The sequence below is a fragment of the Glutamicibacter sp. AGC84 genome, assembly GCF_053543575.1.
This window is the reverse complement of record NZ_JBLVOC010000027.1, coordinates 21,954-47,668: the sequence shown is the minus strand read 5'-3', so window position 1 is coordinate 47,668 and position 25,715 is coordinate 21,954. Positions and strand designations below refer to the sequence as shown.

Annotated in this window: 31 protein-coding genes; 21 read left to right on the top strand and 10 right to left on the bottom strand. The window is 60.7% G+C overall.

Annotated features, from left to right (window positions below; all coding sequences use genetic code 11):
- Window positions 1-535, bottom strand: a 535-nt coding sequence (lexA, locus tag ACNPN0_RS16670) for a transcriptional repressor LexA (protein WP_448938343.1), incomplete at its 3' end; no start/stop codon positions are given.
- 258 nt (window positions 536-793) lie between these two features.
- On the opposite strand from lexA, the gene ACNPN0_RS16665 reads away from it, so the two are divergent.
- The 8 genes from ACNPN0_RS16665 (at window position 794) to ACNPN0_RS16630 (ending at window position 7,013) form a co-directional block, all read left to right on the top strand.
- Complete coding sequence (locus ACNPN0_RS16665; protein ID WP_105658156.1) at window positions 794-1,147, top strand: LysM peptidoglycan-binding domain-containing protein; 354 nt, start codon at window positions 794-796, stop codon at window positions 1,145-1,147.
- An 81-nt stretch (window positions 1,148-1,228) separates the two neighbouring features.
- Window positions 1,229-2,335, top strand: coding sequence for a histidinol-phosphate transaminase (locus tag ACNPN0_RS16660; RefSeq protein ID WP_105658155.1), 1,107 nt, complete (start codon window positions 1,229-1,231; stop codon window positions 2,333-2,335).
- Window positions 2,336-2,357: 22 nt separating this feature from the next.
- Window positions 2,358-2,978 (top strand): imidazoleglycerol-phosphate dehydratase HisB, encoded by a 621-nt coding sequence (gene hisB, locus ACNPN0_RS16655; protein ID WP_013348471.1) that lies wholly within the window; start codon window positions 2,358-2,360, stop codon window positions 2,976-2,978.
- Window positions 2,979-3,614 carry an imidazole glycerol phosphate synthase subunit HisH gene (gene hisH / locus ACNPN0_RS16650; protein ID WP_105658154.1) on the top strand — a complete coding sequence of 212 codons (636 nt, stop codon included), beginning with the start codon at window positions 2,979-2,981 and terminating at the stop codon, window positions 3,612-3,614. It abuts the gene before it with no gap.
- A gap of 2 nt (window positions 3,615-3,616) precedes the next feature.
- Complete coding sequence (locus ACNPN0_RS16645) at window positions 3,617-3,766, top strand: hypothetical protein (RefSeq protein ID WP_166650645.1); 150 nt, start codon at window positions 3,617-3,619, stop codon at window positions 3,764-3,766.
- Window positions 3,767-3,793: 27 nt separating this feature from the next.
- Complete coding sequence (priA, locus tag ACNPN0_RS16640) at window positions 3,794-4,531, top strand: bifunctional 1-(5-phosphoribosyl)-5-((5-phosphoribosylamino)methylideneamino)imidazole-4-carboxamide isomerase/phosphoribosylanthranilate isomerase PriA (RefSeq protein WP_332498699.1); 738 nt, start codon at window positions 3,794-3,796, stop codon at window positions 4,529-4,531.
- Between the two features lie 221 nt (window positions 4,532-4,752).
- Complete coding sequence (locus tag ACNPN0_RS16635) at window positions 4,753-5,634, top strand: SseB family protein (RefSeq protein WP_105658152.1); 882 nt, start codon at window positions 4,753-4,755, stop codon at window positions 5,632-5,634.
- A gap of 41 nt (window positions 5,635-5,675) precedes the next feature.
- Window positions 5,676-7,013 carry an MFS transporter gene (locus ACNPN0_RS16630; RefSeq protein ID WP_448938342.1) on the top strand — a complete coding sequence of 446 codons (1,338 nt, stop codon included), beginning with the start codon at window positions 5,676-5,678 and terminating at the stop codon, window positions 7,011-7,013.
- Here ACNPN0_RS16630 and ACNPN0_RS16625 read toward each other — a convergent pair.
- Both ACNPN0_RS16625 and ACNPN0_RS16620 read right to left on the bottom strand, forming a co-directional pair.
- Window positions 7,010-7,555, bottom strand: coding sequence for a GNAT family N-acetyltransferase (locus tag ACNPN0_RS16625; RefSeq protein ID WP_388023859.1), 546 nt, complete (start codon window positions 7,553-7,555; stop codon window positions 7,010-7,012). The genes ACNPN0_RS16630 and ACNPN0_RS16625 overlap by 4 nt on opposite strands.
- 104 nt (window positions 7,556-7,659) lie before the next feature.
- Window positions 7,660-8,025, bottom strand: coding sequence for a DUF1844 domain-containing protein (locus ACNPN0_RS16620; protein ID WP_013348478.1), 366 nt, complete (start codon window positions 8,023-8,025; stop codon window positions 7,660-7,662).
- Between the two features lie 330 nt (window positions 8,026-8,355).
- Here ACNPN0_RS16620 and infC point away from each other — a divergent pair, with 330 nt between their 5' ends.
- The 9 genes from infC (at window position 8,356) to ACNPN0_RS16575 (ending at window position 16,423) form a co-directional block, all read left to right on the top strand.
- A complete protein-coding gene (gene infC / locus ACNPN0_RS16615; protein WP_388023856.1) occupies window positions 8,356-9,006 on the top strand; it encodes a translation initiation factor IF-3 in 651 nt (216 codons plus the stop codon).
- 165 nt (window positions 9,007-9,171) lie between these two features.
- Window positions 9,172-9,366, top strand: a complete 195-nt coding sequence (rpmI, locus tag ACNPN0_RS16610) for a 50S ribosomal protein L35 (RefSeq protein WP_013348480.1) — start codon at window positions 9,172-9,174, stop codon at window positions 9,364-9,366.
- Window positions 9,367-9,470: 104 nt separating this feature from the next.
- Window positions 9,471-10,121: a 50S ribosomal protein L20, sunset domain variant gene (gene rplT / locus ACNPN0_RS16605; RefSeq protein ID WP_105658148.1), complete on the top strand. Its 651-nt coding sequence runs from the start codon at window positions 9,471-9,473 to the stop codon at window positions 10,119-10,121.
- 111 nt (window positions 10,122-10,232) lie between these two features.
- Window positions 10,233-11,147: a TrmH family RNA methyltransferase gene (locus ACNPN0_RS16600; RefSeq protein ID WP_105658147.1), complete on the top strand. Its 915-nt coding sequence runs from the start codon at window positions 10,233-10,235 to the stop codon at window positions 11,145-11,147.
- Window positions 11,137-11,577, top strand: coding sequence for a (deoxy)nucleoside triphosphate pyrophosphohydrolase (locus ACNPN0_RS16595; protein ID WP_105658146.1), 441 nt, complete (start codon window positions 11,137-11,139; stop codon window positions 11,575-11,577). Before ACNPN0_RS16600 ends, ACNPN0_RS16595 begins: the two co-directional genes overlap by 11 nt.
- Before the next feature lie 72 nt (window positions 11,578-11,649).
- Entirely contained in the window at window positions 11,650-12,291 is a 642-nt protein-coding gene (locus ACNPN0_RS16590) for an LppM family (lipo)protein (protein WP_332498698.1), read from the top strand.
- Window positions 12,292-12,433: 142 nt separating this feature from the next.
- A complete protein-coding gene (gene pheS / locus ACNPN0_RS16585; protein ID WP_105661889.1) occupies window positions 12,434-13,513 on the top strand; it encodes a phenylalanine--tRNA ligase subunit alpha in 1,080 nt (359 codons plus the stop codon).
- A gap of 3 nt (window positions 13,514-13,516) precedes the next feature.
- The gene (pheT, locus tag ACNPN0_RS16580; protein ID WP_332487929.1) at window positions 13,517-16,060 is read left to right on the top strand and encodes a phenylalanine--tRNA ligase subunit beta; all 2,544 of its coding nucleotides are present in this window, start codon (window positions 13,517-13,519) and stop codon (window positions 16,058-16,060) included.
- Window positions 16,061-16,213: 153 nt separating this feature from the next.
- Window positions 16,214-16,423 carry a hypothetical protein gene (locus ACNPN0_RS16575; protein ID WP_105658142.1) on the top strand — a complete coding sequence of 70 codons (210 nt, stop codon included), beginning with the start codon at window positions 16,214-16,216 and terminating at the stop codon, window positions 16,421-16,423.
- Here ACNPN0_RS16575 and ACNPN0_RS16570 read toward each other — a convergent pair.
- From ACNPN0_RS16570 to ACNPN0_RS16560, 3 genes are all read right to left on the bottom strand, one after another.
- Window positions 16,420-16,902 carry a GNAT family N-acetyltransferase gene (locus tag ACNPN0_RS16570; protein WP_133832945.1) on the bottom strand — a complete coding sequence of 161 codons (483 nt, stop codon included), beginning with the start codon at window positions 16,900-16,902 and terminating at the stop codon, window positions 16,420-16,422. The two genes, ACNPN0_RS16575 and ACNPN0_RS16570, sit on opposite strands and share 4 nt — an antisense overlap.
- Before the next feature lie 81 nt (window positions 16,903-16,983).
- Window positions 16,984-17,571 (bottom strand): hypothetical protein, encoded by a 588-nt coding sequence (locus tag ACNPN0_RS16565; protein ID WP_133832944.1) that lies wholly within the window; start codon window positions 17,569-17,571, stop codon window positions 16,984-16,986.
- 44 nt (window positions 17,572-17,615) lie between these two features.
- Window positions 17,616-17,888 (bottom strand): hypothetical protein, encoded by a 273-nt coding sequence (locus ACNPN0_RS16560; RefSeq protein WP_133832943.1) that lies wholly within the window; start codon window positions 17,886-17,888, stop codon window positions 17,616-17,618.
- 127 nt (window positions 17,889-18,015) lie between these two features.
- On the opposite strand from ACNPN0_RS16560, the gene ACNPN0_RS16555 reads away from it, so the two are divergent.
- Window positions 18,016-18,723: a hypothetical protein gene (locus ACNPN0_RS16555; RefSeq protein WP_332487934.1), complete on the top strand. Its 708-nt coding sequence runs from the start codon at window positions 18,016-18,018 to the stop codon at window positions 18,721-18,723.
- Here the strand turns inward: ACNPN0_RS16555 and ACNPN0_RS16550 are convergent.
- The gene (locus ACNPN0_RS16550; RefSeq protein ID WP_133832941.1) at window positions 18,712-19,695 is read right to left on the bottom strand and encodes a GNAT family N-acetyltransferase; all 984 of its coding nucleotides are present in this window, start codon (window positions 19,693-19,695) and stop codon (window positions 18,712-18,714) included. The genes ACNPN0_RS16555 and ACNPN0_RS16550 overlap by 12 nt on opposite strands.
- Window positions 19,696-19,814: 119 nt before the next feature.
- Between ACNPN0_RS16550 and ACNPN0_RS16545 the strand changes: the two genes are divergently transcribed.
- Complete coding sequence (locus tag ACNPN0_RS16545) at window positions 19,815-20,288, top strand: GNAT family N-acetyltransferase (RefSeq protein WP_133832940.1); 474 nt, start codon at window positions 19,815-19,817, stop codon at window positions 20,286-20,288.
- Window positions 20,289-20,348: 60 nt separating this feature from the next.
- Here ACNPN0_RS16545 and ACNPN0_RS16540 read toward each other — a convergent pair whose 3' ends face one another.
- On the bottom strand, window positions 20,349-20,870 hold the full coding sequence (locus ACNPN0_RS16540; RefSeq protein WP_105658140.1) for a phosphoribosyltransferase: 522 nt from the start codon (window positions 20,868-20,870) through the stop codon (window positions 20,349-20,351).
- Window positions 20,871-21,164: 294 nt separating this feature from the next.
- On the opposite strand from ACNPN0_RS16540, the gene ACNPN0_RS16535 reads away from it, so the two are divergent.
- Both ACNPN0_RS16535 and ACNPN0_RS16530 read left to right on the top strand, forming a co-directional pair.
- Complete coding sequence (locus ACNPN0_RS16535; RefSeq protein WP_332727530.1) at window positions 21,165-22,679, top strand: DUF5129 domain-containing protein; 1,515 nt, start codon at window positions 21,165-21,167, stop codon at window positions 22,677-22,679.
- On the top strand, window positions 22,679-23,359 hold the full coding sequence (locus tag ACNPN0_RS16530) for a 4'-phosphopantetheinyl transferase family protein (RefSeq protein WP_332730553.1): 681 nt from the start codon (window positions 22,679-22,681) through the stop codon (window positions 23,357-23,359). Before ACNPN0_RS16535 ends, ACNPN0_RS16530 begins: the two co-directional genes overlap by 1 nt.
- 22 nt (window positions 23,360-23,381) lie before the next feature.
- Here the strand turns inward: ACNPN0_RS16530 and ppk2 are convergent, their stop codons facing one another.
- Window positions 23,382-24,278, bottom strand: coding sequence for a polyphosphate kinase 2 (ppk2, locus tag ACNPN0_RS16525; protein WP_105658137.1), 897 nt, complete (start codon window positions 24,276-24,278; stop codon window positions 23,382-23,384).
- 131 nt (window positions 24,279-24,409) lie between these two features.
- Window positions 24,410-25,711 carry a M1 family metallopeptidase gene (locus tag ACNPN0_RS16520; protein ID WP_105658136.1) on the bottom strand — a complete coding sequence of 434 codons (1,302 nt, stop codon included), beginning with the start codon at window positions 25,709-25,711 and terminating at the stop codon, window positions 24,410-24,412.
- Window positions 25,712-25,715: the final 4 nt, after the last annotated feature.

The following is a 25,715-nucleotide window of genomic DNA, read 5'->3' as shown; positions in this document are numbered from 1 at the left end:
GGCGCACAACTACCCAGTCGCCATCGCAAATCGCAGCGTCAACCATTGAATCGCCGGAAACCTTGAGCATGAACAGTTCGCCGTGGCCTACGAGCTGACGAGGCAACGAGAAAACATCTTCGACGGACTGTTCGGCAAGGATCGGACCGCCGGCAGCGATACGGCCAACCAGGGGAACCATGGTGGTGTCAGCGGAAGTGCTCAATTCAATGATCTTGGCGTCTTCGCTGGCATCTGGCTCGACCGGCTTCGAAACTTCGGCCTTCTCGGCGTCTTCGGCCAGCTGCAGAGGCAGCAGGATTTCCATTGCGCGCGGACGGCGTGGATCTCGACGGATATAGCCGAGCTTTTCCAGCTGGCTCAGCTGGTGGGTGACGCTCGAAAGGCTCTTGAGCCCTACTGCGTCACCAATCTCACGCATCGATGGTGGATAACCGTTCTTGCCGATTGACCGCTGGATCGTCTCCAGGATCTTCTTTTGGCGAATCGTCAGCGAACGTGCATTCGATCGGGGAGTGCGTTGTGAAGCTGACATGAGATTTTGCCTTCCCTAGCAATCATTCGAAAGTTCGTAAGTCCAAACTGTCGGCGCTAGATGGTGAGATGTTTTCATTGCTCGTCTACTTCGAAATCTTAGTAGATAAGCGAGCTTCTTTCAAAGATTTGTTCGAAAACTTCTGGACAAGTTCCGCAAACCTCTGTTAGAACAGATATACGAGGTTCGAACAAGTTTTCGAATCTACGCTTTCGAATACAAATTCGCATCACTTGAATTTCTTGAGGAGACAAAGTCATGGCAACCGTCGCACTTGACTCAAATCAGACCCAGGCACCACTGAAGATCCGCATCAACCGTCGCGGATGGGCCGTGCTTGTGGGTATGCCCATTTTCGCACTCACCATCGCCGCAGCTTTCTTCATCTCCATGTTTGCCTCTGACGCGCATGCCGCAGCCGATACTCCTGTTGGAGTCGGAACCGTTGATGTCACCGTTATTCCAGGGGATACGCTGTGGAGCCTGGCCCGGGATTACGCCACCGGTTACGACGTGACCTCGGCAGTGGGCCACATCGCCGAACTCAATGCCCTGACCGGCAGCGAAATCCAGGTTGGCGAAACCTTGTCGATTCCGGTCCTTGCCGGCTAGCTTCCCCAGCCTGCTTCGAGTTTGTTACCTGTGGCCGTAGCGGATTCACTGGCAGGCGCGCTGCGCACGTAGACTTGATGCGTGAATGACCGCAGTGAACTTTTGAGTCAGCTGCCCTTGCGTGAGAATCTCCGCGGGCTATCCCCTTATGGCGCACCACAAATTGACGTGCCCATCCAGCTGAACGTCAACGAGAACACCCATCCGTTGCCACCGACAGTCGTCGATGCCATTGCACAAGAGGTGGCCAAGGCGGCGGCAATGTTGAACCGGTATCCGGACCGCGAGTTCACCGAGCTTCGCGAACTCCTAGCCGATTACCTCGGCCACTCGCTCACCAAGGACAATATCTGGGCCGCTAACGGTTCCAATGAAATCCTGCAGCAAATCCTGCAAGCCTTTGGCGGCCCCGGCCGTGCCGTGATGAGCTTCGGCCCAACCTACTCCATGTACCCGCTGCTTGCCAGTGGTACTGACACGAAATATATCGCCGGTGAACGCGCCGCAGATTTCACGTTGTCCGCCGATTCCGCAGCCGCACAGGTTCGCGAGCACAAGCCGAACATCGTTTTCCTCTGCTCTCCGAATAACCCCACCGGCACGGCCCTTGGCCTGGACGTCATCACCGCGGTATATGAAGCCATGAGCGAGCATAACGGCATGGTGATCGTGGATGAGGCGTACGCCGAGTTCTCCTTGGCCAGCACCACCTCGGCGCTGAGCCTGCTCGAAGGCCGCCAGCGGCTGATTGTCTCGCGCACCATGTCCAAGGCTTTCGGCCTGGCCGGTGCGCGCGTAGGCTACCTGGCCGCTGCGCCAGAAGTCACCGATGCCATCCGCTTGGTGCGACTGCCGTACCACCTGTCGGCAGTGACCCAGGCAACCGCCATCGCGGCCTTGAAGAACATCGAGTTGCTGTTGGCCCAGGTCGAGGACATCAAGTCCCAGCGGGACCGCATCGTCGCGCGCCTGAAGGAACTTGGCCTCAAGCCATCGGTCTCCGACTCCAACTTCGTCTTCTTCGGTGGCGTCGAAGACCCCCACAAGATTTGGGAAGGCCTGTTGGAAGCCGGCATCATCATCCGCGACAATGGAATCCCGGGAACCTTGCGTGTTACGGCAGGAACCGAATCGGAAACCACAGCCTTCTTGGAACGACTTGCCGAACTGCTCGGCTCGCAGAAGTAATCAAAGACAAGCGAAGGAAGACATGTCTGCCGAATTGATTGGCGCACGTCGCGCCCGCATGGAACGCGTGACCAGCGAATCGTCCGTATTCGTTGAACTGGACCTCGATGGCACCGGTGTCTCTGAGATCAGCACCTCGGTGCCGTTCTACGACCACATGCTGACTGCGCTATCCAAGCATTCGCTCATCGATCTCACCGTGCGTGCCACCGGCGATACCCACATCGACGTTCACCACACCGTCGAGGACACCGCGATCACCATTGGCGAAGTACTGCGCGTGGCACTGGGCAACAAGGCCGGCATCCGCCGCTTCGGCACCTCCTACGCTCCACTGGACGAAGCCCTGTCCCGTTCGGTAGTCGATGTGTCGGGCCGGCCATACCTCGTGCACTCCGGCGAGCCTGCGGGCCAGGAATACCACCTGATCGGTGGTCACTTCACCGGTTCGATGACCCGTCACGTCTTCGAAGCCATCACTTTCCACGCACAGATCTGTGCTCACATCGAGGTGCTCTCGGGTCGCGACCCGCACCACATCGTTGAAGCGCAGTTCAAGTCCTTCGCGCGCGCATTGCGCGAAGCGGTAGAGCGCGATGAGCGCATGGGCGACAAGATCCCATCCACGAAGGGTGCACTGTAAGTGGAAAAGAAAACAGTAGTTGTCCTGGATTATGGTTCCGGCAACGTCCGCTCCGCTGTGCGCGCTTTGGAAGCCGCCGGCGCCGAAGTGGAACTGACCGCAGATCCGAAGAAGATCGTGGCCGCCGACGGCCTGGTAGTCCCCGGTGTTGGCGCCTACGCCTCGGTCATGGAGCAGCTGGCCAAAACCGGTTCCCTGCGCTGGATCGGTCGCCGCATTGCCGGGGGCCTGCCGGTTTTGGGTATCTGCGTGGGACACCAGGTCTTCTTTGAAGAAGGCGTGGAACACGGTGTGAAAACCGAAGGCATTGGCGAATGGCCGGGCAAGGTTGAACGCCTGCAGTCAGATGTCATCCCGCACATGGGCTGGAACACGGTACGCCCGCCGGAGGGATCCAAGCTGTTCGCCGGCATCGAGGGTGAACGATTCTACTTCGTGCACTCCTACGCTGTTCAGAAGTGGGAATTCGACGTAACGCAGCCAGCGATGACCCCGCCACAGGTGACCTGGTCGACGCACGGAACGCCCTTCGTGGCCGCCGTCGAGAACGGCCCGCTATCGGCAGTGCAGTTCCACCCGGAGAAGTCCGGGGACGCTGGCGCGCAGCTGCTTCGCAATTGGTTGGGGACGCTCTAGGCATGTGGACCCTTATTCTGGGCGTTGTCGGGGCCTTCCTGATTGGCGGAGCCATTTCGCTGAAGAGCCAGAAGGCCCATATCTCATGGATCATCGCGCTGTGGGTACTTGCAGGCCTGAGCCTGATCGCAGCCTGGTCCTTGACCTACTAATCACATTACTTCTTCACTAAGGACATCATGAGCGAGCAACCAATCCTCGAACTTTTGCCTGCAGTAGATATCGCTGGCGGACAGGCAGTGCGCCTGGTCCAGGGCGAAGCCGGTTCCGAGACCGGATACGGCGACCCGCTGCAAGCTGCGCTCTCCTGGCAGAATGCCGGCGCTGAATGGCTGCACCTGGTCGACCTGGACGCAGCCTTTGACCGTGGCAGCAATGTTGAGATTGTCCAGCGCATTGCCAAGGAACTGGATATCAAGGTCGAGCTCTCCGGCGGTATCCGCGATGACGCTTCACTTGACCGGGCCCTGGAATTCGGTGCTACCCGCGTCAACCTCGGAACCGCCGCGCTAGAGAACCCGGAATGGACCAAGCAGGCCATTGCCCGCCACGGCGACAAGATCGCCGTGGGCATGGACGTGCGCGGAACCACCTTGTCCGGCCACGGCTGGACCAAGGACGGAGGCGACCTGTGGGATGTTCTGGCCCGCCTCGAAGATGCCGGATGCGCCCGTTACGTCGTCACCGACGTGACCAAGGACGGCACCCTACGCGGACCGAACGTTGAACTATTGCGCGAAATCGCTGCCAAGACCAGCAAGCCGATTGTCGCCTCGGGCGGCATCTCCTCGCTCGAAGACCTCCGGGTCTTGCGCGAGCTGGTTCCAGAAGGCATCGAAGGAGCCATCATGGGCAAGGCGCTGTACTCGGGCCAATTCACCTTGCAAGAAGCGCTCGATGTAGCAGGTCGCCGCTAGGCCCCATGCTGCAGCAGGGAAAGACGATTCAGAAGCTCGCGCTTTTGAATCGTCTTTTTTTATTCGTGAAAGCGGATCCCGGTCTTTCCCTCCTCGGGCCCGCGACTGCGCGCAGGTGCTGGGAAAGAAATCTGAAATCATCGGATAGGGGTGTCCAAGCTCATGACTGCAGTTTTGAAACTTCCCTCCAACAACCCCGAAACCACCGATAGCATGGAGCTATGAGTACCGAGCAACCTGAATCTGCACCCAAACGCCACCTGCCGGGACATATTGTCGCTGCACTGGCGCAGGCAGGCTCTAGCACCGACTCTGCCGGTCAGGACTGGGAAGGCCGGGACCTGAGCGGTGAAGGCAACCCCCTGCATAATTTCGACAAGGACGACGGCAAGGCCGACGCCAACGTCGTTGCCGCACTGGCGGCCTTGCGCGATGGCAGCGCAGGGGAGGGCGAGGTACATAAATCCTTGTCCGAGGCACGCGTTTTCGTTGCGGTGGTAGCCCAGCTCGGCGAAGAAGCCATGACGGAACACGGCTTCGCATCCGACAAGGAAGCCGATATGGCGCTGGTGAAAATCAAGGCTCCAGATGGCCGCATGGCCCTGCCGATCTTCACGACCGTCGAACGATTGCAGGCTTGGCACAAGGAAGCTCGACCAGTGGCGGTTTACGCCCCGCGGGCGGCCCTCTCGGCAGTCAGCGAGGAATGCCAGCTGCTGGTACTCGATCCCGGAAGCGAATTCACCTTCGTGCTTCGACGACCGGGGGTCTGGAACCTGGCCAAGCAGATCGACTGGATTCCGAGTTATCAGAACCAGCAGATCGCCAACCTGGTGCAGGATGCAACCGAAGGCTTTGGCCAGTTGCAGACCGTCAAGGTTGCCCCGGGCAGGGGAGTCGGCTCACGCAGCAAGGACGGGCAAGTGGTCCTTGGCGGAGGTCCCGGACCGGAACTGAACTTGCAGTTTGTTTTTGCTCCCGGAACGAGCGAGAACGACGCTCGCGAGACGACTCGCGCAATCCACGGACGTTTGTCCCAAAACACCGAATTCGCTGAAGCAGTGGATTCCCTCGAACTCAGTTTGCACAGCGCGCCGAACTAAACCGGCGGGCTCCTTTCGACCAGACAAGGAACTTTCCGGGCATGAAAAGCTATTGGCAGATTTTGCGTCAACCGCAGATCTCACTTTTGTTGCTGATTGGCATGATTGCCCGACTTCCGCACTCCGCATTGAGCATGCTGCTGCTCCTGCATCTGGTGAACAACCTCGGCCAATCCTGGGTTTCGGCCGGTCTGGTCACGGCCGTCATGACCTTGGGCATCGCCATTGGCGCCCCGTGGCGCGGTGCCCGCGTAGATGTCTGGGGATTGCGCCGCGCGATGATCCCATCGGTGATCGTCGAAACACTCGTCTGGTGCACGGTGCCGCATGTTCCACTGGTCTGGGTGTACCCGCTGGCCTTCATCGGCGGACTCTTCGCGCTACCGGTCTTCTCAGTGGTGCGTACCGCGCTGGGCATCATGACCACCGGCGAACAACGCCGTACCGCCTTCGCCTTGGATGCCACCGCCACCGAACTGGTGTTCATCGTCGGACCTGCAAGCGCCGGCATTGTCGCCACCCAGATCAGCAGCGTCATTGGATTGAGCGTCATCGGCGTGACCTCGACGGTTGCCGGGTTGGCGCTGATGATCCTGAATCCGCCAACGCGCAGCGATGATCCCAAGGCGATCGCCTCGCGGGCCAACGTGCACGAGGAACGCTTGGGCGCGGAGGCCAGCTTCATTGCGGCCGCGCCGATGGGTGTACCCGAAGTCGAGGGCGAGCTGATCGCAGCCGGCATGAAGTCTGCCCGCGCCCGCATCAAGCAGCGTGGCCGAAACTTCAAGAACCGTTTCAACTGGGTCAGCGCTTCGGTCCTGGCGGTATTCATTGCCGCGGCAGGAGCAGGCATGCTGCTCACCGGCACAGAAGTGGCCATCGTGGCCGAACTGGACGCGTCGGCGCAGAGCCACCAGCTGGGTCTGGTGTTCTTCTTCTGGTGCGGAGCCTCGCTGGTCGGCGGCCTGATCTACGGGTCGATGAAGCGGGTTATTTCTCCACTGGTGCTGCTGCTGAGCATGGCCGTGCTGACGATCCCCATGTACTTCGCGTGGGATACCTGGTCGTTGGCGCTGTTCTCCGCGCTCCCCGGCTTCCTGTGCGCGCCGACGCTGTCGGCGGCCTCTGAGTGGCTCACCGACTTGGTGGCCGAAAAGCGTCGCGGCGAAGCCATGGGCTGGTATGGCTCTGCGATGACCGCTGGCACCGCGTTGGGATCGCCGATCACCGGCATATTCGTCGACAACCTCGGACCCGCCCCGGCCTTCCTTGGCATCGGCGCCATGGCTGCAGTGGTCGTGGTGATTGCCTTGATTGCGCAGCAGATCCGCCGCCGCGTTCGCCGCGCCCGCCGCCGTCGCCTGGAAACGGTCGCCTAGGCTGGTGGAGCTGCCCTGAGCCGCGAGTACATGTACATGTCCCTGCGTGCGGTGCCCACCTGTTCCCAGCTGCGCAGCAAGCCTTCACGCTGGAAGCCGCACGCTTCAGCGGCCCGCCACGACCCCTCGTTCCACGGCTCCACGTAGAGCTCGATCCGGTCGATTCCCGGATGCTCCAATGCCCAGGCGCCGAGCGCTGCCAACGCATGCTTGGCAATGCCGCGCCTGCGGTGCTCCGGTGCGATCCAGTATCCGATGCTGGCCCTGCCGTGGTCGGCATTGCGCAGCCACAAGCCGATTTGCCCAACGGCACGATCCGTGGCCGTTTCGGCTATGGCAAACGAATACCCGCTGCCCTCGGCCACCCGGCGGTGCTGGCGCGCGATGAATGCCGCATAGCCGGCTTCAGTTCCTTGCGCCGGGACCGTGGTGATTTGCGTAATGTAGGGGTCCGTGGAGGCCTGCCTCACGGCAGGAATGTCGCTGGGCTGGAAGGGGCGGAGCCGGAAAGCACCGGCGTCGATCACTGGTTGTTCGAGCATCTGCATGATTCCAACCTAGCTTGGTGATCCAAACAAGAAATGGACCCGTTTCCCTGGGGAAACGAGTCCATGATGTTAATCTCTTAAAATTCAGCCAATATTACCTAGTTGACCGGTCCGGTGAACTTCTCGCCCGGGCCCTTGCCTGGTGCATCCGGGATGATTGAAGCTTCGCGGAAGGCCAGCTGCAGGCTGCGCAGGCCGTCACGCAAAGGCGCTGCGTGCTGCGAGCCGATCTCGGGCGCACCGGCGGTGACTAGGCCTGCCAGTGCGGTGATCAGCTTGCGGGCCTCATCGAGATCCTTCAGCTCATTGGCATCTTCGCCCTCTGCAAGTCCGCACTTGACTGCTGCTGCACTCATCAGGTGGACGGCGGCCGTGGTGATGATTTCAACGGCTGCAACTTCTGCGATATCGCGCACCTGCTGGTCGACAGCGTGCTGGTGCGAGTTGGTGTCTTCGTTAGTCATACTGCTAAGCTTGTCACAGACCGACTCGATGCCGGTACTTCTCGCAGTTCTCCAGCTAGCACTGGATGAGGGATTCGTACTAGTATTGAGCCATGCAAGTGGAGGCCAACTCCCACCCGCTGTCGCCGTTTCCAGGCTTCCGGGTATTTCGGCAGGATTGCAGCAATGCATTCCCCAAGCGCTTACGCAGGAGCAATCCCGTGTTCGGCTTTGTCGTTCTTTTTGGCCTTCGCCTGCAATCGCAGACGGGGGCCTTCTTTGTTTGCGGTCATGGATTACGAATTTCAGGAGTGACACATCAGCGATCCACGCATTAATGAGCGCATTCGCGTGCCAGAGGTACGTCTCGTCGGCCCTAATGGCGAGCAGGTAGGCATCGTCCGTATCGAGGACGCGCTTCGTCTTGCTCTCGAGTCCGATCTGGACTTGGTCGAGGTGGCACCCAGCGCCAAGCCTCCAGTGTGCAAATTGATGGATTTCGGCAAGTACAAGTACGAAGCCGCTGTCAAGGCTCGCGAAGCTCGTAAGAACCAGACCAACACGGTCTTGAAGGAAGTCCGCTTCCGCCTGAAGATCGACACCCACGACTACGAGACCAAGGTCGGCCACGCACTGCGCTTCCTGGGCGCCGGCGACAAGGTCAAGGCCATGATCCAGTTCCGTGGTCGTGAGCAGCAGCGTCCAGAGATGGGCATTCGCTTGCTTGAAAAGTTTGCAGCAGACGTCGCCGAAGTTGGAATCATTGAATCCAGCCCGCGCATCGATGGCCGAAACATGGTCATGGTTGTTGGTCCGCTGAAGAACAAGGCAGAGGCTCGCCGCGAACAGCAGCAGAAGTCGGGTGGCCGCAGCGCGGCCAAGCGCAAGATCCGCACCGACGCTCCGGCTGAGACCGAGGGCCAGAATGTCGCAGCTTCCATGGATGATGAAGCCCGCGCCAAGTTGGAGCAGGCACGTCAGGCAGCTGAAGGCGACGCCTAGCCAAGCCTGTTGGGCTTTCGAGCCCGTCACCGTTCACGGTGAAGGATCTTCTTCCGGGAAGGTCCAACTACAAGAGAACAACAGCGGTCACCTTTATCGGGGCCCGCTTCGGATGATCCCCACCCGGTGCTTTACCGGGTGGAGCACGTAAGGAGAACGGCAGCTATGCCGAAGTTCAAGACTCACAGTGGCGCCAAGAAGCGCTTCAAGCTCACCGGTAGCGGTAAGCTCGCTCGCCAGCAGGCCAACCGTCGCCACTACCTGGAGCACAAGTCCTCGCGCGTTACCCGTCGCCTGGCTTCTGACCAGATCGTCGCTAAGGCCGATGTAAAGACCATCAAGCGGATGCTGGGCCTCTAAGCTCTCCCTTTCGCAATACGGGGAAGCAATACCCCACCACCCATAGATTTCACCCATCCCGCAAAATCGCGGGCACTGGGGAACTGACTTGAAGGAGTACACACGTGGCACGTGTGAAGCGGGCAGTAAACGCCCACAAGAAGCGTCGCGTCGTTCTGGAACGCGCAAAGGGTTACCGCGGTCAGCGTTCGCGCCTGTACCGTAAGGCCAAGGAGCAGCTGCTCCACTCGTTCGTTTACAGCTTCAACGACCGCCGTAAGCGCAAGGGCGACTTCCGCCGCCTGTGGATCCAGCGCATCAACGCTGCATCCCGCGCCAACGGCATGACCTACAACCGTCTGATCCAGGGCCTGAAGGCTGCTCAGATCGAGGTTGACCGTCGTATGCTCGCAGAGCTGGCTGTTTCGGACTCGAACGCTTTCGCTACCCTGGTAAAGCTTGCCAAGGATGCACTTCCAGCTGACGTCAACGCCCCAAAGGCTGCCGCTGCTGAGGTTGCTGCACCTAAGGCTGCCAAGGCTCCAAAGGCTGCTGCCAAGTCCGTCGAGGGCGAAGGCGTAGTCAAGGCCGTTGAAGGCGAAGACGCACCTGAGGGCTTCATCATCAAGGGCAACGCCGGCTCGAACAAGTACCACGTTCCAGGCTCGACCTGGTACGACCAGACCGAAGCCGAGTTCTGGTTCAACTCCATCGAAGCTGCCAAGGCTGCAGGCTTCGAACCAGCTGGCGGCGAATCCCGTCAGCAGATGAAGTAAATCTCTTCTCCCTTTGAGCTGAGGCTCAGGTAGGACAGATCACACCGAAGGGTGGGTCCCGCGCACAGCGCGGACCCGCCCTTTGCGTGTTTCTACCGGTATTCTCGAGACATGAGCAGTTTTCCTCCAGAAGTGATGTCCAATCCACGCGCCGAACGAGTCAAGGCCATCGCGCGTCTGGCCAAGAGCAAGGGGCGCGAAGCCACCGGCGAATACCTCGTTGAGGGCCCGCAGGCGGTACGCGAAGCACTCAAGGCCCATCTGGAGGACGACAACCTGGTCCAGGGCGTCTATGTTGTCGGCGGCTTTCTGGAGAGCCACGAAGAATTCGTGCAGCTGCTCGATAGCGCCAAGGTTCCAACCCGCATCGTCACCGGCGAAGTGCTGCACGCCATGGCTGACACCCAGACCCCGCAGGGCATTCTTGCCGTGGTCGCCATGTCCCAGCCGCAGCTGAGCGAGGTGCTGGACACCAAACCGAAGCTGATCGCCGTGCTCTGCCGCATCCAGGACCCGGGCAATGCCGGCACCATCCTGCGTGCCGCCGATGCCGCCGGAGCCGATGCGGTGATCCTGACCAAGGGCAGCGTGGATATCTACAATCCGAAGGCCGTGCGCTCCACCGCCGGCTCGCTGTTCCACGTACCGGTGCTGAACAACATCGAATTCGACCACCTGGTCGCCGCCGCGAAGACCACCGGAAGCCAGATCCTGGCCGCCGACGGCTATGCGGCGCACAACCTGGACACCCTGCAGGATGCCGCCGTGCTGCGTGCAAGCCAGCCAGGCACCGAAGCGCCAGAAGCACAGCCGGTGCTGGAAGCGCCAACCCTGTGGCTGTTCGGCAATGAAGGCCAGGGGCTGGAGGAGCACGAGAAGGACGCCGCCGACTACCGCGTGGCCGTGCCGCTCTACGGTGTTGCCGAATCCCTGAACGTGGGTACCGCATCCACCGTCTGCCTGTACGCTTCGGCCCGCGCCCAGCGCTCAGCGAATCGGAGCGCACTGGACTCCCATGGCAGCTGAACTCAAGCAAATTGTTGCCGTGGCCATCGTCGATGACCTGGCCCGGCCCACCAGGCTGCTTGCCGCGCGCCGCAACCGCCCTCAAGCCCTTGCCGGGCTCTGGGAATTCCCCGGTGGAAAAGTCGAACCCGGCGAGAGCGAAGTCCAGGCCGTGCACCGCGAGCTGCGCGAGGAACTCGGGGTGCAGATGCGTCTTGGCGCGCCCATCCCAGGCCCGCATCCCCAAGGGTGGCAGCTGAACGAGAAGGCCGCCATGCGCATGTGGTTCGCCCAGATCACCGAGGGCGAGCCAGCGACCCTGGACGGGCATGACCAGCTGGCCTGGCTGGAACTCGATGACTCGCTGTCCGCCGTCGTCCCGTGGATTCCGGCCGATGCGCCGATCGTGGCGGCATGCCTGGCCCAGGCACGTGCCGGGGCGCAGCACTAAACACCCGTAAGCTTGTTACCGCGCCAACTTCTGGCACTGTGCCTATAGCCGATATTTTGAGGAGCACTTTTCGTGAAGCGATTTATGAGCGTTATCGCTCTGGCCTTCGCCGCCGTCCTAGCACTTTCTGGTTGCGTCAACATGAACGCAGAAGTCAACGTCTTGGGCAAAGACAAGGTCGCCGGGGCCATGCAGTTGACCCTGCACAAGTCGACGCTCAATGGCGTCAGCTTTGAAGAAGTCCTCGAGAGCCAGATCGACATCGAAATGATGGAACAGCAGCTGGGGGACCAGTGGAGCTACAGCAACATCGATGATGGCGAAAACGTCGGCCTGCGCTTTGAAACCACCAGCCCGATGACCTACGTCCAGCTGGCTGACGCATTCCGCGTCTTCGGCTTCGAAATCAACCTGGGCGATGACGGGAAGGAATACTCCTTCTCGATGCCGGGCGACAAAGCCACCGTGGATTCTTCCTTCACCGAAGCGAACCTGCACGTCACCTTCCCCGGCGCAGTCACCTCGCACACCCCGGGTACCGTCGAGCACCACACCGTCACCTTCGACATGATCAAGGGCGCCGCCACCTACCAGGCTACCGCCAAGGTTGACCACACCATGTTCTACTCCGCAGTATTCGGCGGGGCGCTGCTGGTTTTGACCTTCGTCTTCGTTGCCGCTTTCGCGCCAAGGGGTGCCAAGGAATCGCATTAATGAGCAGCAATCCTGCTTCAAGGTAAGAAGCTTCACGCCAAGGGCCCGTCATCGGTGAAACGATCACGGGCCCTTAGCCATAGAATGGAAGCAAAGTGTTCTACGCGTAAGTACAAGATAAGAGTAAGGATCGATCGATCCCATGTCTGATCAGACAACTGAACAAGCTCCTGTCGGGGAGTCCAATGTTCCGCACCCAACCGATGAAGCCGGCATCCAGGGCGCGGTCGACGCCGCCCTGGCAGCCATCCAGGCCGCTGGCGACCTGAACGAGCTGAAGGAAGCGCGCCTGGCCCACACCGGCGAGAAGTCCGCGCTGTCCCTGGCCAACCGCCAGATCGGCAAGCTGGACAAGACCCAGAAGGCTGTTGCCGGCAAGCTCGTCGGCGGTGCCCGCGGACGGGTCAACAAGGCCCTGGCTGCCCGCACCACCGTGCTCGAAGAAGCCGAAGCCGCCCGCATCCTGGTCGAAGAAACCGTGGATGTCACCGCCGCCGCCCGCCGCCGCAGCGTTGGCGCCCGCCACCCGCTCTCGGTCCTGCAGGACCGTGTATCCGACATCTTCGTCGGCATGGGCTGGGAAATCGCCGAGGGCCCCGAAGTCGAATCCGAATGGTTCAACTTCGACGCGCTGAACTTCAAGCCGGACCATCCTGCCCGCGAAATGCAGGACACCTTCTTCGTGGAGCCTGCCGACGCGCACCTGGTGCTGCGTACCCACACCTCCCCGGTGCAGGTCCGCTCGATGCTCGAGCGCGATGTGCCGGTCTACGTGCTGTGCCCTGGGCGCACCTTCCGCACCGATGAGCTCGATGCCACCCACACCCCGGTTTTCCACCAGTTCGAAGGCCTGGCCGTGGACAAGGGCCTGACCATGGCCGACCTGCGCGGCACCCTGGAGCACTTCGCCCGGCAGATGTTCGGCGCCGAAGCGCAGATCCGCCTGCGCCCTGCCTACTTCCCGTTCACCGAGCCATCGGCAGAGCTGGACATCTGGCACCCAGGTGCCAAGGGCGGACCGCGCTGGATCGAGTGGGGCGGCTGCGGCATGATCAACCCGAACGTGTTGCGCGCAGCTGGCATTGATCCCGAAGAGTACTCCGGCTTCGCCTTCGGCATGGGCATCGAGCGCACGCTCATGTTCCGCAACGATGTCCCAGACATGCACGACATGATCGAGGGCGACATCCGTTTCAGCCAGCACTTCGGGATGGAGATCTAAGCAATGCGTATTCCACTATCTTGGCTGCGCGAGTACGCGCAGGTACCAGCCGACGCATCGGCTGAAGACGTCATGGCAGACCTGGTCAAGGTCGGCCTCGAAGAAGAAGATGTCCACCGTCCAAGCGATGAGCTCTCGGGCCCCATCGTGGTCGGCCAGGTGATTTCCCTGGAAAAGGAAGTTGCCTCCAATGGCAAGACCATCAACTGGTGCCAGGTTCGCGTGGTTCCAGAAGGCGCCGAGCAGACCCTGACCGGCAAGGGCATCGACCCCTCGGGCGTGCAGGGGATCGTGTGCGGTGCGCACAACTTCGTGGAAGGCGACAAGGTCGTTGTCACCCTGCCCGGCGCCGTGCTGCCAGGGGACTTCAAGATCTCGCCGCGCAAGACCTACGGCCACACCTCGGCGGGCATGATCGCTTCCTCCCGCGAGCTGGGCATCGGCGAAGACCACGACGGCATCATGGTCCTGTCCAAGCTGGGCCTGGACCCGGAACTGGGCACCGACGTCTTCGAGCTCTTCGGCCTGGATGACCAGGCGGCGGAGATCAACGTGACCCCGGACCGCGGCTACTGCTTCTCGATCCGCGGCGTAGCGCGCGAATACGCGCTGGCCACCGGCACCTCCTTCACCGATCCCGCATCGATCGTGACCGTTTCGGAAGCCACCGAAGCCGGCCATGAGGTAGTGCTCCGCGACGAAGCGCCGATCTACGGCGTACCGGGCTGCACCCGCTTCGTGACCCGCGAGGTCACCGGCATCAACCCGAGCCTCCCGACCCCGCGCTGGATGGCGTCGCGCCTGCAGCTGGCCGGCATGCGCTCGATCTCGCTGGTAGTCGATATCTCCAACTACGTCATGCTGGAACTCGGCGCGCCACTGCACTTCTACGATGCTGACAAGCTGGCCGGTGCGATCACCGTGCGCCGCGCCAACGCCGGCGAAAAGCTGGTGACCTTGGATGCCAAGGAACGCGAGCTGTCGGTCGAGGACCTGCTGATCACCGATGAGTCCGGCGCCATTGGCGTTGCCGGCGTCATGGGCGGCGCGGCCACCGAGGTCTCGGATTCGACCAGCCGCGTGCTGATCGAAGCCGCTCACTTCGACACCGTGTCCATCGGCCGTTCGCGCCGTCGCCACAAGCTGCCTTCCGAAGCCTCCAAGCGCTTCGAGCGCGGGGTGGACCCACGCATCATGCAGATCGCGGCCCAGCGTGCCGTGGACCTGCTGGTGCAGCTGGCCGGCGGCACCGAAACCACCAAGGCCACCGACGCGGGCCAGATTCCTGCCGACACCCAGATCCAGCTGCCGGCAGGTTTCGCTGGAGCCCTGATCGGCGTGGACTACACCGATGAGCAGACCATCACCGCGCTGGAAGGCATCGGCGCGAGCGTTGAGCAGAACGCCGAGGGCTTCCTGGTCACCGCACCAAGCTGGCGCCCGGATTTGGACATCAAGGAAGACCTGGTCGAGGAAGTAGCCCGCGTAGTCGGCTATGACAAGATCCCGGCGACCTTGCCTGTGGCCCCTCCGGGCCGTGGCCTGACCCGCGCCCAGTCCCAGCGCCGCCGCCTGCTGCAGGGCTTGGCAGCTGCAGGGCTGACCGAGGTCTTGAACTACCCGTTCGTTTCCGAAGCGCAGAACAGCACCTTTGGTGCTGCGCAAGCCGGTACCGAGGTCAAGGCCATTTCGCTGGCCAACCCGATTTCCAAGGAATTCCGCTTCCTGCGCACCTCGCTGCTGCCGGGCTTGCTGGAAACCGCTCGCCGCAACATCGGCCGTGGCTTCCGCGACCTGGCGCTGTATGAAGGAGGCCTCGTCTTCCTGCCAGGTACGCAGCTGGGCTCCTCGGTTCTGCCTCCGCTGGGTGAAAAGCCAAGCGATGAGGTCCTGGCCGAGCTGTTCAACGGCGTCCCTAACCAGCCATGGCACCTGGCCGCGGTTCTCACCGGCCGCGAAGCATCGGCTGCGGCCGGCTTCGCACCGCGTGCCTGGGACTGGGCCGACGCGCTGGATGCGGCGCACTGCGCGGCAGATGTCCTCGGCATTGAGCTTGAGGTTGCCCAGGGCAGCCACCAGGCCTTCCACCCGGGCCGTGTTGCAGTACTGAAGGTTTCCGGGCAGGTCGTTGGCTACGCCGGTGAACTGCACCCGCAGCTGCTCAAGGACCAGGACCTGCCAGCACGTACCGTGGCCATGGAACTGAATGCTGCCGCACTGATGGCTGCTGCACCTGCAGTGGTTGTTGCCCAGCAGCACCTGTCCGCCCAGCCGCTGGCTACCCAGGACGTGGCCTTGGTTGTCGACCAGGACGTCGTGGCTGGCGATGTGCTTGCCGCCCTTCGCGAAGGCGCCGGTGAACTGCTCGAAGACATCGCGCTGTTCGACGTGTACCAGGGCCAGGGCATCGAAGACGGCAAGAAGTCGTTGGCCTTCGGCCTGAGGTTCCGTGCCGCCGACCGCACCCTGACCGCCGACGAGGCGTCCGAGGCTCGTGCCGCCGCGGTGGCTGCGGCTACCGAGAAGTTCGGCGCTTCCCAGCGCTAGGCTTTTGGCCTGCCAGATGCCCTGCTGCTCTCCTGATGATCGGGAAGCGGCAGGGCATTTTGCTTTGTCGCCGTGCCCGGGTTGGACAGGTTGAGGACTACACTTGATCTGGGATATCCCGACAAGGCGACTAGATGAGGGAAGAGGCTTGAAGTGAAGGGATTGCGGTCATGCGGTGCTGTGCTGCTGGTGTTCTTCCTCGGGATCCTGGCCGTTGCCGTCCTCATCGCGGCAGGCTGGGCAGCGGTGCTGTTTATCCAGCGTGGCGCCGGAACCCACCTCGAAGAACCGGCGACCCCGAGCGCTACGGTAGAGGAAGAAGCACCCGATAGGCTCCGCCCATCGGAAACCTACACGCCCTAGCTGGCTGGCGGCACCGGTACAGTGGGAAGAACCCGTGTCAGCGTTATGAGCCCAGGGCCTTCCTTCGCCTGCGCGATGAACCCGTAACGGGCAAGCACTTTCAGCGAGGCGATATTCGAGGCATCGGCACGAGCGATAAATGCGCTTCGACCGGTTTCCTGCAATTGCGCGAGCCCCTCGCTGACTATTTCCTTCGCCAAGCCTTGGCCCCAGCATTCCGGGGCGATCCAATAGCCGATTTCGGTGGCATGCCTGCGTTCGGTAGCGGTGAAAAGTCCAACCGGAGAATTCTGGCGGCGCGCGATAAACCAGGAGATCTCCGGACTGCTCAGGGCATGATCCACGCGTTGCGCGGTGTACTCCAGGCTCCAAGTGCTTCCGTCGCCGATATGGGCCATGACGCGTTCGTCTGCAGCTAGGCGCGCAACGAAATCTGCATCCCCCTCGGTCATTGGCGTTAGCAGCAGTGAAGGACCCATGGGTTCAGCCTATGCGGGAACGAAGCGCGGGCAAACTTGTTTCATTGGCCGTAGCTTTCCCGAAAAGGTACAAGGCCAGCCCTAGATGCGGGATTCCGCTGCTGCTATCGCCAGACGCGAAGATGCGAGTTGATCTTCAGAGGCGTTCAGCCTCTGCCTTAGGGATAGGGAACTGCGGAAACAGTCCAGGGCTTGGCCGATCAGGCCCCGGTCGAAATAGAGCTTGCCATGGTGTTGCAGGGCAAAAGCTTCAAGGGTGGTGGCGACGTGTTTCTCTGCAGCGGAGGAGCAGTCCCTATTCTGAATAGACGCTCGCGCTGACTCAAAGATTGCCTGGGCGAGTTCGAAACGACCCTGCCAATGCAGAACATGGGCTAAGCGAAGCGCTGCAGCAACGCCAGAATAGGGCAGTGCATTGCTGCTCGCGAAATCCTGGCTGGCAAAGCCGCTTCGACGCAGGCAGCTCCATGCCAGCTCTTCGGCTTCTTCCAGTCGCCCGGTCATTCTCAGCCACCCGATGCGTTCTGCTTCGCCTGGTGTCCCGAGTTCTTCCAGATGGAGGATTCTTGCCTCCACGGCTGAAACGTCGGTAACAATTTCACGCAGCGTCTGTGGATCAATCGAATATTCCGCTGCAACGGATTCTTTGCTTGTCGAGTTGGCAGTCATGTTCGAATCCACATTTGCGCTCCGAACCTTTCAAACTCTTCCAATTACGGGGCCGATCCCTGTATGCGCGTAGCCACATGTTTTTCCAATTCTTCATCGACGCGAGCTCGCCATGAAGGCAACCAGCTTCTGATCTGCAAATTCATCACTGATGCACAGAGGTCTTGATCAACGCCGAAAAGATTAGCCAGATCAGCTATTGCAGTTTCCCAGTCTGTAGCCTGATCCACTATGGCAAAAACTTCATCACGGCGGTCTAATGCCATTTTCATTACTTCAAGGGTTTCTTCGGTGAGAGATTTCGCTGGATTGGCCATGACCCTATCCTGCCAGACCTTTGGGAACTGACGTGATTGGAATTTCGGGTGATTTAAGCCTGCACCGAACGCCCATCTGGAGGTCCCATTCATGGACAAGAACTAGATATCGGAGCATGCTAAAGGCATGAGAAAGGATGGACGTGTTGATGCGGTCACGCCGGATCCACGCTTGGCACAAGCAGAACAACTCAAGCTCATGCCTGTTGCGATAATGGGACTGCGCGCACAGCCACTGTCGGACGATGCGGGATACCTGAGTATTCAAGACAACTATGACGACCATGGTCTGTGCGATATGAGTGTGACTGTCAGCTACACCCTTTGGGATGCTGCGGATGATCGATCGAAATTCCTGGGTGGCTTGGAGCAAGGTGCAGTCGAAGGGGTGGTGCCTGGCTCCGTTCACCAGTACAAGCGGCCGCGGTGGCTGGAAGAATACGTCCGTCGCATGAACTATCCGCAATTATTTGAGGCCGTAAGAACTACATGGACGCGTGATGCAGAAGCAGCTCAGCCGTTGGCCGCAGCGCTGGTTGATCATGCCAACTACGTACTTATCAACCAATTTCGGCAGGAGCTCGGATTGCCTCAGGAATCGTCGGCGATACCGCCGATGATGTTGACCGAGAAGACGGTCAACGGCCACGCAGAGGTCCAGATTGAGGATAGTAAAACCGCAGGTGCTGAGATCGACACCGACCCGTACATCTACGCGGCCGGGGTGGAATTTCCTAGTGGCGCACTCATGACCGCGGTCCTGCCACGCAAGTACTTGCATCAGCTGGAGCTGCGATTTGCGGCTCGCCCGCAAGGAAAGGGATCAGCCGCCTAGAGGCGAGCATTTCTTTTGATAGACCGCTTCATGCTCGACCGGCACAAAGCCGATTTTCTCATTGATCGCATGCATCCAAGTATTCTGGTCGTCGCTGCTTGTTCTTACCCGGTGAATCGTCCCCAGACGTTTGGCAGCGTCCAGGCTAGCTGCCTTCACCGCTGTCCCGAGCTGATGTCCTCGATGCTGGCGAAGAACGAGCGTCCCGTCGATATTCGAAGGGCTCTCCGGTGCCGGCGCAACAACAAGGCAGGTCCACGCAGCCACGTCACCGTGCTTGTCCAGCGCAATGGATTCAATGGCCGTGGAACCTTGGGCGATCCATTGCGTGATTTCCTGAGCGTATTCTTCCGCGGAAACCGCTGACTCGCTCCAGCCTAATTCGCCATTTGGAGCCTGCGCATCTACGAGCCCCTTGATTTGTCCAACTTGTTTTCGCAGGTGCTCCGGAACGCCGTTGACGTGGGTCGAAACTTCGTAGCCACGAGTGGCTCCTTGGCACCAAGGAGTCCAGGAATCAAGGTCCAGCTCCAGCACGGTTTCAGTAGTAGCTACGTGGTAGCCAAGCGGGGCAACGAATTCCTGTTCCAGGGCACCAAGTTCAGCGGAAGTGCCGCGGTAGGCGCTGGAGACGAATCGTTTCACCGATGAAGGGCTAATCTCTTCAGCAGCGGAAACTAGCGCGCTTCCGATGGAACGCGACTGGTGGATGGGATCGACCCAAACATAGATCCACGACGTGTCGGGAGCGGAGTGGTGGGTCATCGATGCCGAGAAGCCGAGTAAGGAAGAACCTTCCCAAGCACCGCGGAGGTTCTTGCTCCATCCGTCAGCGGCACGCCACTGGAGCATTCGAGCCTCGACACCGATTCCTTGCCAACCAGGACGGGCCTTCTCGTTCGCGGCAGCCTCGATTCGGCTGGCAGCGCGAAGCGCGTCGTCGTCGAAAACGCTGAGGCTGCCAATTCGCATGCCAACATCTTATGGCCTCGCTTCGCTGACTTCCGCCAGGCGCTGCCGGAAGATGATAATGAACGGGAAAAATTCATGGGGCGCACGCGGCGCACCGAAAACGCTTCTAGGATCGATGCATGAGTACTACTTCGAATAGCATTCGTCGCGCCAGATCAGGCGATACCGCGGAGATCTACCGTCTGGCGCGTCTGTTTACGCCGAGTTTAGGGCTGGACGCAGAAGACTTTGAAAAGAATTTCCAGTCGCTGGTAAAGGATTCCAGCTGGTTCATCTGCGTTGCCGAATCTGTCCAGGGGCTATCGGGCTATGCGGCGGCCCAGGACTACGGACGGGGGCTGCGCGCCCCGTTCAGCGTTGGCCGATTGCATGACTTATTTGTGGCACCTGCCGCCCGGCGCACGGGTACCGGAAAGAAGCTGGTTGAAGAAGTTTTCCACTGGGCTAGGCAACGCACGGTTCCGATGATTTTGGACTGGCAAGCCACCCCCGAATCAATTGCCTTCTACGAGTCCTTCGGGATGGAAGCCGACTTCACCGGGGACTTTCCGCAATGCCCCGGATTCAGCCTGGACCTGCGCCCGCGGCAGTAGCTTCAAAACAAAAGCAGGGAACGGCGAAAGCTCGCCGTTCCCTGCTGAAATTCAAATACTTTACTTGGCTGCGCCAGCGGTAACTGGTGGCAGATCCGACCATGGGAAGGTAATCCACTTGTCGGTGCGGCGCCATTCGTAATCCGGGACCATGATGGTGCGCGGCTTGGTGTACAGGCAGACGGTCTTGACCTCGGCGCCCCAGGCGGACACCAGATCGACAACCTTTTCAAGGGTGCGGCCGGAGTCGGAGACATCGTCAACGATCAGGATCTTCTTGTCGCGCAGGTGGCCATCGTCCAGCATTGGAGGAAGAACCACTGGCTCCGGCAGGACGGTGCCGATGCCGGTGTAGAACTCCACGTTCAGCGCACCGCAGGCCTTGACGCCCAGAGCGTAGGAAATCGAGCCGGCCAGCAGCAGGCCGCCTCGTGCTACTGCCAGAACGATGTCCGGCTCGAAGCCGTCGTCGACAATGGTCTGTGCCAGTTCGCGGGAAGCTTCACCGAAGGTGTCCCAAGTGAGGATCTCGCGCTCTGGTTCTGAAAGGACGGATGCCCCGGAATCGTCAATGCTAGTCATTCTGCAATTTTAGCCCCGAATTTGGTGCGGTGCTGTCCAGTTCAAACCAATCGATCATTTTTTCCTCCCATGCCCGGAGGATTCCCATCCGTTGATTAGGCATGAATAGGCATGCAATGCACCTGCTTGAGGAATCCATCACTTTTCGGCGAATCCCGGTTGGAACAAGTGCGTTGCGGCCCCAATGCGCCGAAAGCCGTCTTAAGGATGATCGATGCCACACCCCGGCTCGCTAGGATAGGAGAAAGGCCATCAGCCGGAGATAACCCGGAACTCGAAAGAAGGAGACGCATAGTGGGCCCACGAACCCGGAGCATTCGACTAGCCGGTACCGCAGCGGCACTTTCCTTGGGGCTGGCTGGCGCCCTGCCTGCCGCGCAAGCTGCCACCGGTGTGCAGGTCGTGGCCGGGCAGAACCTGGAATCAGTCACCATCGAGGATTCCACCGGCAAGCTCAATGAGCAGCGGCTGCGTGATGCACTGGACGAGCTCGATTTCAACGAGCCCACGGACGTGGCAATCTACGCCCGCAACGGAGAATACTCCGATGACATCAACACCAAGACGCTGGAATACGCCAAGTCATCCCATCCGGAATGGATATCAGGGAAGCCCGAAGACTATGGCGACTACTGGGCCGACGGCCTGTTCATCATCACCTTGTCCATCGAAGGAGAAGGAGATGGACAGATCGGCACGTACTTCGGCGAAGACCGCAAGGTCTCAGAGAGCTCCATGGAGAGCATCCACGAAGCCGGCTACGACGACTTCAATCTATCCCGGTGGACCGACGGCGTCATTGCGGTAGCCGATCAGGCAGCCATGATCATGAATCGGCCCTGGTACCAGCACCCGGCCTTGTGGATATCCACGGGCGTCGGAGGCCTCGTGGCTGCCATTATCGGCGGCGTCGCACTGCACACTCGGTCAACGCGTCGGAAAACTTTCGCGGAAGAATTGCATCAGGGGACCTTGCACCTGACCAACGTCACGATGGACCTGGAAGAAACCGAATTGGCGGCTCGAACGCTGCCGTCGGCTTCAGGGCATGCAGCCGAGCTGGAGCAGCGCTTCACCAAGTTCATGGCCAAATACCGTGCTTGTTTTGCAGCGCAGCAGGCACTGGAAGACTCGGGCAAGAAGGAGCGGTCCGGCTCCGAAGGCGTTCGCTTCGCCAAGGAGTTCCGGGAAACAGCGCAGTCCCTGGACCTGACCGATGACGCCATCATCGCCGCGGCGGCGCTTTATACCCGTTCAGCATCCTGGGAAGAGGCGTGGCATGCACAGACCGAGCCGCTAGAAGAGGACCTCGACGAGATCAGGGAGTTGCTCAACGACGTAGAGCCGGAATTGATGGGCAGCGCGGCCGCCTTGGCTTCCTACCGGGAAATGGCAACCACGCAGCTCGGCGAACTGTCAGTGCAGCTGAAGGAAGAATCGATCACCGTGGATCAAGCGCTCGATGGATTATCGGAGTTGCGTGCCGAATTGACCGAAAAGCTGGATGTCTTCGCCCAAGCTCAAATCGAAGTGTATGCGGAAAGTGCCGAAGAGAAGGCCGACATGCAATCGGCATTGAAGAAATCCCGCTATGAATCCGGGGCATATGACGGCCGTTCCGGCACCATCCTGGACGTTTTGAATCCCGCATCGATGTATTGGCGCGTGGGTGGCTACCACCACGGATATTCCGCGGGCGTCAGCGCAGTGGCTGAGTCGCGTGAAGCAGCGAGCTCGTCGGGCGGAGTCTCCGGCGGATACTCTGGTGGCGGAAGCTTCTCCGGCGCTGGCGGATCTTCGCGCTTCTGATGGAAGGCAACGATATCTTCGCAGAACTGCTGCCGTCTTCGGTACATGTGGTCCAGTCGCGTACCGAGCTGGAAGACGGCCGATCCTACGGGGAAGAAGAACGGTACATCGCCGAGGCGGTGCCTGAGCGGCAGCAGGAATTCCGTACTGTCCGTGTCTGCGCTCGCCGAGCGCTGGCACAACTGGGCTATGCGGGCGTTGCCTTGGTTCCAGATCAAAAACGGGCACCGATCTGGCCAGCTGGCGTGGTGGGGAGCATGACCCATTGCGCTGGCTTCCGTGCAGCGGCAGTAGCCTCCACCAATGATATTCGCGGCCTTGGCATCGACGCTGAACTGCATGCTCCGCTGCCGGCAGAAATCCTCGACATCATCTTGCTTCCCGAAGAGCAGGTGATGGCCGCCGAGCTATCGGCGCACCATCCGGGCATCGCCTGGGACCGGCTGATTTTCAGCGCCAAGGAAAGCATCTTCAAGGCGTGGTTCCCACTGACCAGGCAGTGGCTGGATTTCCTGGAATGCGAGATTCGCGTCGATGCGCAGTCCCACCGTTTCCACGCCGGAATCCGGGCTACGGGACCGGTCGCCGCGCAGCATGCTCTCGCATCGATGAGCGGTCGCTGGATCGCCGAAGGACCGCGCGGCCAAGGGCTGCTGGGGACCTGCGTCATCGTTCCCTAGCAGCGGTGCACCGGGAACGGATCTAGAATTCTTCGCCGTGGGTAATCACCTTGGCCGCGCGGCCCACGATTTTCGGATCGGGGGAGCCTACCAGGTGGTGGTCCTTGCCCTTGTACTCGAAAAGGTTCAGCACGTGGCGCATCGCCTGCAACCGGGCGCGCTTCTTGTCGTTGGACTTCACCACGGTCCACGGTGCATGCTCCGTATCGGTCTTGAGGAACATTTCCTTTTTGGCTTGGGTGTACTTTTCCCACTTATCCAGGGACTCGAGATCCATGGGCGAGAGCTTCCACTGGCGCACCGGATCGATGCGGCGGATGGTGAATCGGGTCAGCTGCTCGCTGGCGGACACCGAGAACCAGAACTTCACCAGGTCGATGCCCTCGTCGACGACCATCTTCTCGAAGGCGGGAGTCTGCTCCAGGAAGTGGTCCACCTGGGTTTCGGTGCAAAATCCCATCACGCGTTCGACGCCGGCACGGTTGTACCAGGAGCGGTCGAAGAGCACGATCTCGCCCGCCGAGGGGAAATGCTGCACATAGCGCTGGTAGTACCACTGGGTGGACTCGCGCTCGCTCGGCTTTTCCAAGGCCACCACGCGGGCGCCACGCGGGTTCAGGTGTTCGGTGAAACGCTTGATCGTGCCGCCTTTGCCGGCCGCATCGCGGCCTTCGAAAACGATCATGATCCGGCGGCCATGGGCTTTCGCCCATTTCTGCAGTTTAAGCAGCTCGATCTGCAGTGCCCGCTTTTCAGCCTCGTAGGTGGCGCGATCCAGTTTCTGGAAATACGGGTAGTTCTCCCGCCAAGTATCGACGATGCTTCCATCGGCGCGGACGAGCACCGGATCGTCATCGTCGTTATCGAGGACGGAATAGCCCTGGAAGGCTTCATCGAGCAGGGGGATCTCTACAGTCATGCAATGACCGTAGAGCCATCCGGTGAACAGCTTGTGAACAAATGCTGAACAAGACCAAGCCAGAGGGTTATTTGTGATGAAGGACAACAGCCCTGCGGACCTGGCCGGAACATCATGGCACCGTGCGCCGATCAGGCAGGGAAGGGCGGAAGCGCCTCGGAAAACAGCCATGCGTCCAGGATGTCCTGGATCTCTTCCGCCGGTGCGTAGTGGCCCAATAGGTCAGCGAATTCCTGCGTGCTCACCGTCGAATGCTGATGCGTGGCGGTCCATTGGCGAAGCATCGTGTAGAAGTCCGTTTCGCCCAGCCGCCGCATCAGCGCATACAGGGCCAGCGCTCCGCGCTTGTACACCCGGTCATCGAACATGTCCTGGGGCCCGGGGTCCCCGACCATGAAGTCCTGCGGCAAGCCTTCGAGCATGGCCCACGCGTGGCGGGCACGCTCGTCCAACGCCATCACCTGGGCTTCTTCGGAGTACACCCATTCGCTGAAGCAAGCGAAACCCTCGTTGAGCCAGATATCCTTCCAGCGCCCCGGAGTCAGGGAGTTGCCGAACCACTGGTGCGCGAACTCGTGGGCGATCAGGCGCTGGGCTTCCCACTGCAGCGACAAGTGGTTCTTGCCGAAGATGCTCAAGCCCTGGGCTTCGAGCGGGATCTCCAGTTCGTCATCGACCACGACGATCTTGTAGCTCTCGAACGGGTACGGGCCGAATTTCCGCTCGAACAGCTCGGCCATCGCCGTCTGCTTCGCGAACGCGCCGCGCACCGGCACCTCGGTTCCCGGAACCGAGTAGGCCACCAGGTGGCCGCCTTCATCGAAAGGAATCTGGCTATAACGGCCGATCTGCACGGTGGCGAGGTAGCTGGCCATCGGCTCACGCTGCTCGTAGACCCACGTCTCGCGGCTGGCCGAACGGCGATGGTCCACCAGCTGGCCATTGGCCACGACGCGGTAGCCGGCATCCGCCGAGATCTCGAAGCGGTAGCTGGACTTGTGGCTGGGGTGGTCGTTGCACGGGTACCAGGTCGAGGCGCCTACTGGCTGGCCGGAGACCAGGATGCCATCGGTGAGCTCTTCCCAGCCAAGCTCGCCCCACAGCCCGTTTTCTGCCTGCGGGCTGCCGGCATAGCGCAGGTTCAGCTCCACGCGCTCGCCGGCTTTCACCACTGCTGGCAGGGAAACGACCATCCGGTGGTGCTTCTTTGCCACCGGCACCTTGCGCCCCTGGCAGGTGGCCTTGATGATCTTCAATCCGCTGAGGTTCAACGCGACCTCATTGATATCCTCCACGGCGCGGATGCGCAGCATGGCCCGGCCATCGAGCAGGTTGCTGGCGAGCTTGATGACCAACGACAGGTCATAGTGCTCCACCGTGTACGTCGGGGACCCATGGTGCTTGGTGTACTCATCGAGTATGCGGTGGGGCATCGGC

What these genes read in the sequence shown, in the direction of transcription:
- ACNPN0_RS16665 (WP_105658156.1), top strand. Translation starts at nt 794, where the DNA reads ATGGCAACCGTCGCACTTGACTCAAATCAGACCCAGGCACCACTGAAG.
- hisB (WP_013348471.1), top strand. Translation starts at nt 2,358, where the DNA reads ATGTCTGCCGAATTGATTGGCGCACGTCGCGCCCGCATGGAACGCGTG.
- ACNPN0_RS16645 (WP_166650645.1), top strand. Translation starts at nt 3,617, where the DNA reads ATGTGGACCCTTATTCTGGGCGTTGTCGGGGCCTTCCTGATTGGCGGA.
- priA (WP_332498699.1), top strand. Translation starts at nt 3,794, where the DNA reads ATGAGCGAGCAACCAATCCTCGAACTTTTGCCTGCAGTAGATATCGCT.
- ACNPN0_RS16635 (WP_105658152.1), top strand. Translation starts at nt 4,753, where the DNA reads ATGAGTACCGAGCAACCTGAATCTGCACCCAAACGCCACCTGCCGGGA.
- ACNPN0_RS16630 (WP_448938342.1), top strand. Translation starts at nt 5,676, where the DNA reads ATGAAAAGCTATTGGCAGATTTTGCGTCAACCGCAGATCTCACTTTTG.
- ACNPN0_RS16625 (WP_388023859.1), bottom strand. Translation starts at nt 7,555, where the DNA reads ATGCTCGAACAACCAGTGATCGACGCCGGTGCTTTCCGGCTCCGCCCC.
- ACNPN0_RS16620 (WP_013348478.1), bottom strand. Translation starts at nt 8,025, where the DNA reads ATGACTAACGAAGACACCAACTCGCACCAGCACGCTGTCGACCAGCAG.
- rpmI (WP_013348480.1), top strand. Translation starts at nt 9,172, where the DNA reads ATGCCGAAGTTCAAGACTCACAGTGGCGCCAAGAAGCGCTTCAAGCTC.
- ACNPN0_RS16600 (WP_105658147.1), top strand. Translation starts at nt 10,233, where the DNA reads ATGAGCAGTTTTCCTCCAGAAGTGATGTCCAATCCACGCGCCGAACGA.
- ACNPN0_RS16595 (WP_105658146.1), top strand. Translation starts at nt 11,137, where the DNA reads ATGGCAGCTGAACTCAAGCAAATTGTTGCCGTGGCCATCGTCGATGAC.
- pheS (WP_105661889.1), top strand. Translation starts at nt 12,434, where the DNA reads ATGTCTGATCAGACAACTGAACAAGCTCCTGTCGGGGAGTCCAATGTT.
- pheT (WP_332487929.1), top strand. Translation starts at nt 13,517, where the DNA reads ATGCGTATTCCACTATCTTGGCTGCGCGAGTACGCGCAGGTACCAGCC.
- ACNPN0_RS16570 (WP_133832945.1), bottom strand. Translation starts at nt 16,902, where the DNA reads ATGGGTCCTTCACTGCTGCTAACGCCAATGACCGAGGGGGATGCAGAT.
- ACNPN0_RS16565 (WP_133832944.1), bottom strand. Translation starts at nt 17,571, where the DNA reads ATGACTGCCAACTCGACAAGCAAAGAATCCGTTGCAGCGGAATATTCG.
- ACNPN0_RS16560 (WP_133832943.1), bottom strand. Translation starts at nt 17,888, where the DNA reads ATGGCCAATCCAGCGAAATCTCTCACCGAAGAAACCCTTGAAGTAATG.
- ACNPN0_RS16555 (WP_332487934.1), top strand. Translation starts at nt 18,016, where the DNA reads ATGAGAAAGGATGGACGTGTTGATGCGGTCACGCCGGATCCACGCTTG.
- ACNPN0_RS16550 (WP_133832941.1), bottom strand. Translation starts at nt 19,695, where the DNA reads ATGCGAATTGGCAGCCTCAGCGTTTTCGACGACGACGCGCTTCGCGCT.
- ACNPN0_RS16545 (WP_133832940.1), top strand. Translation starts at nt 19,815, where the DNA reads ATGAGTACTACTTCGAATAGCATTCGTCGCGCCAGATCAGGCGATACC.
- ACNPN0_RS16540 (WP_105658140.1), bottom strand. Translation starts at nt 20,870, where the DNA reads ATGACTAGCATTGACGATTCCGGGGCATCCGTCCTTTCAGAACCAGAG.
- ACNPN0_RS16530 (WP_332730553.1), top strand. Translation starts at nt 22,679, where the DNA reads ATGGAAGGCAACGATATCTTCGCAGAACTGCTGCCGTCTTCGGTACAT.
- ppk2 (WP_105658137.1), bottom strand. Translation starts at nt 24,278, where the DNA reads ATGACTGTAGAGATCCCCCTGCTCGATGAAGCCTTCCAGGGCTATTCC.
- ACNPN0_RS16520 (WP_105658136.1), bottom strand. Translation starts at nt 25,711, where the DNA reads ATGCCCCACCGCATACTCGATGAGTACACCAAGCACCATGGGTCCCCG.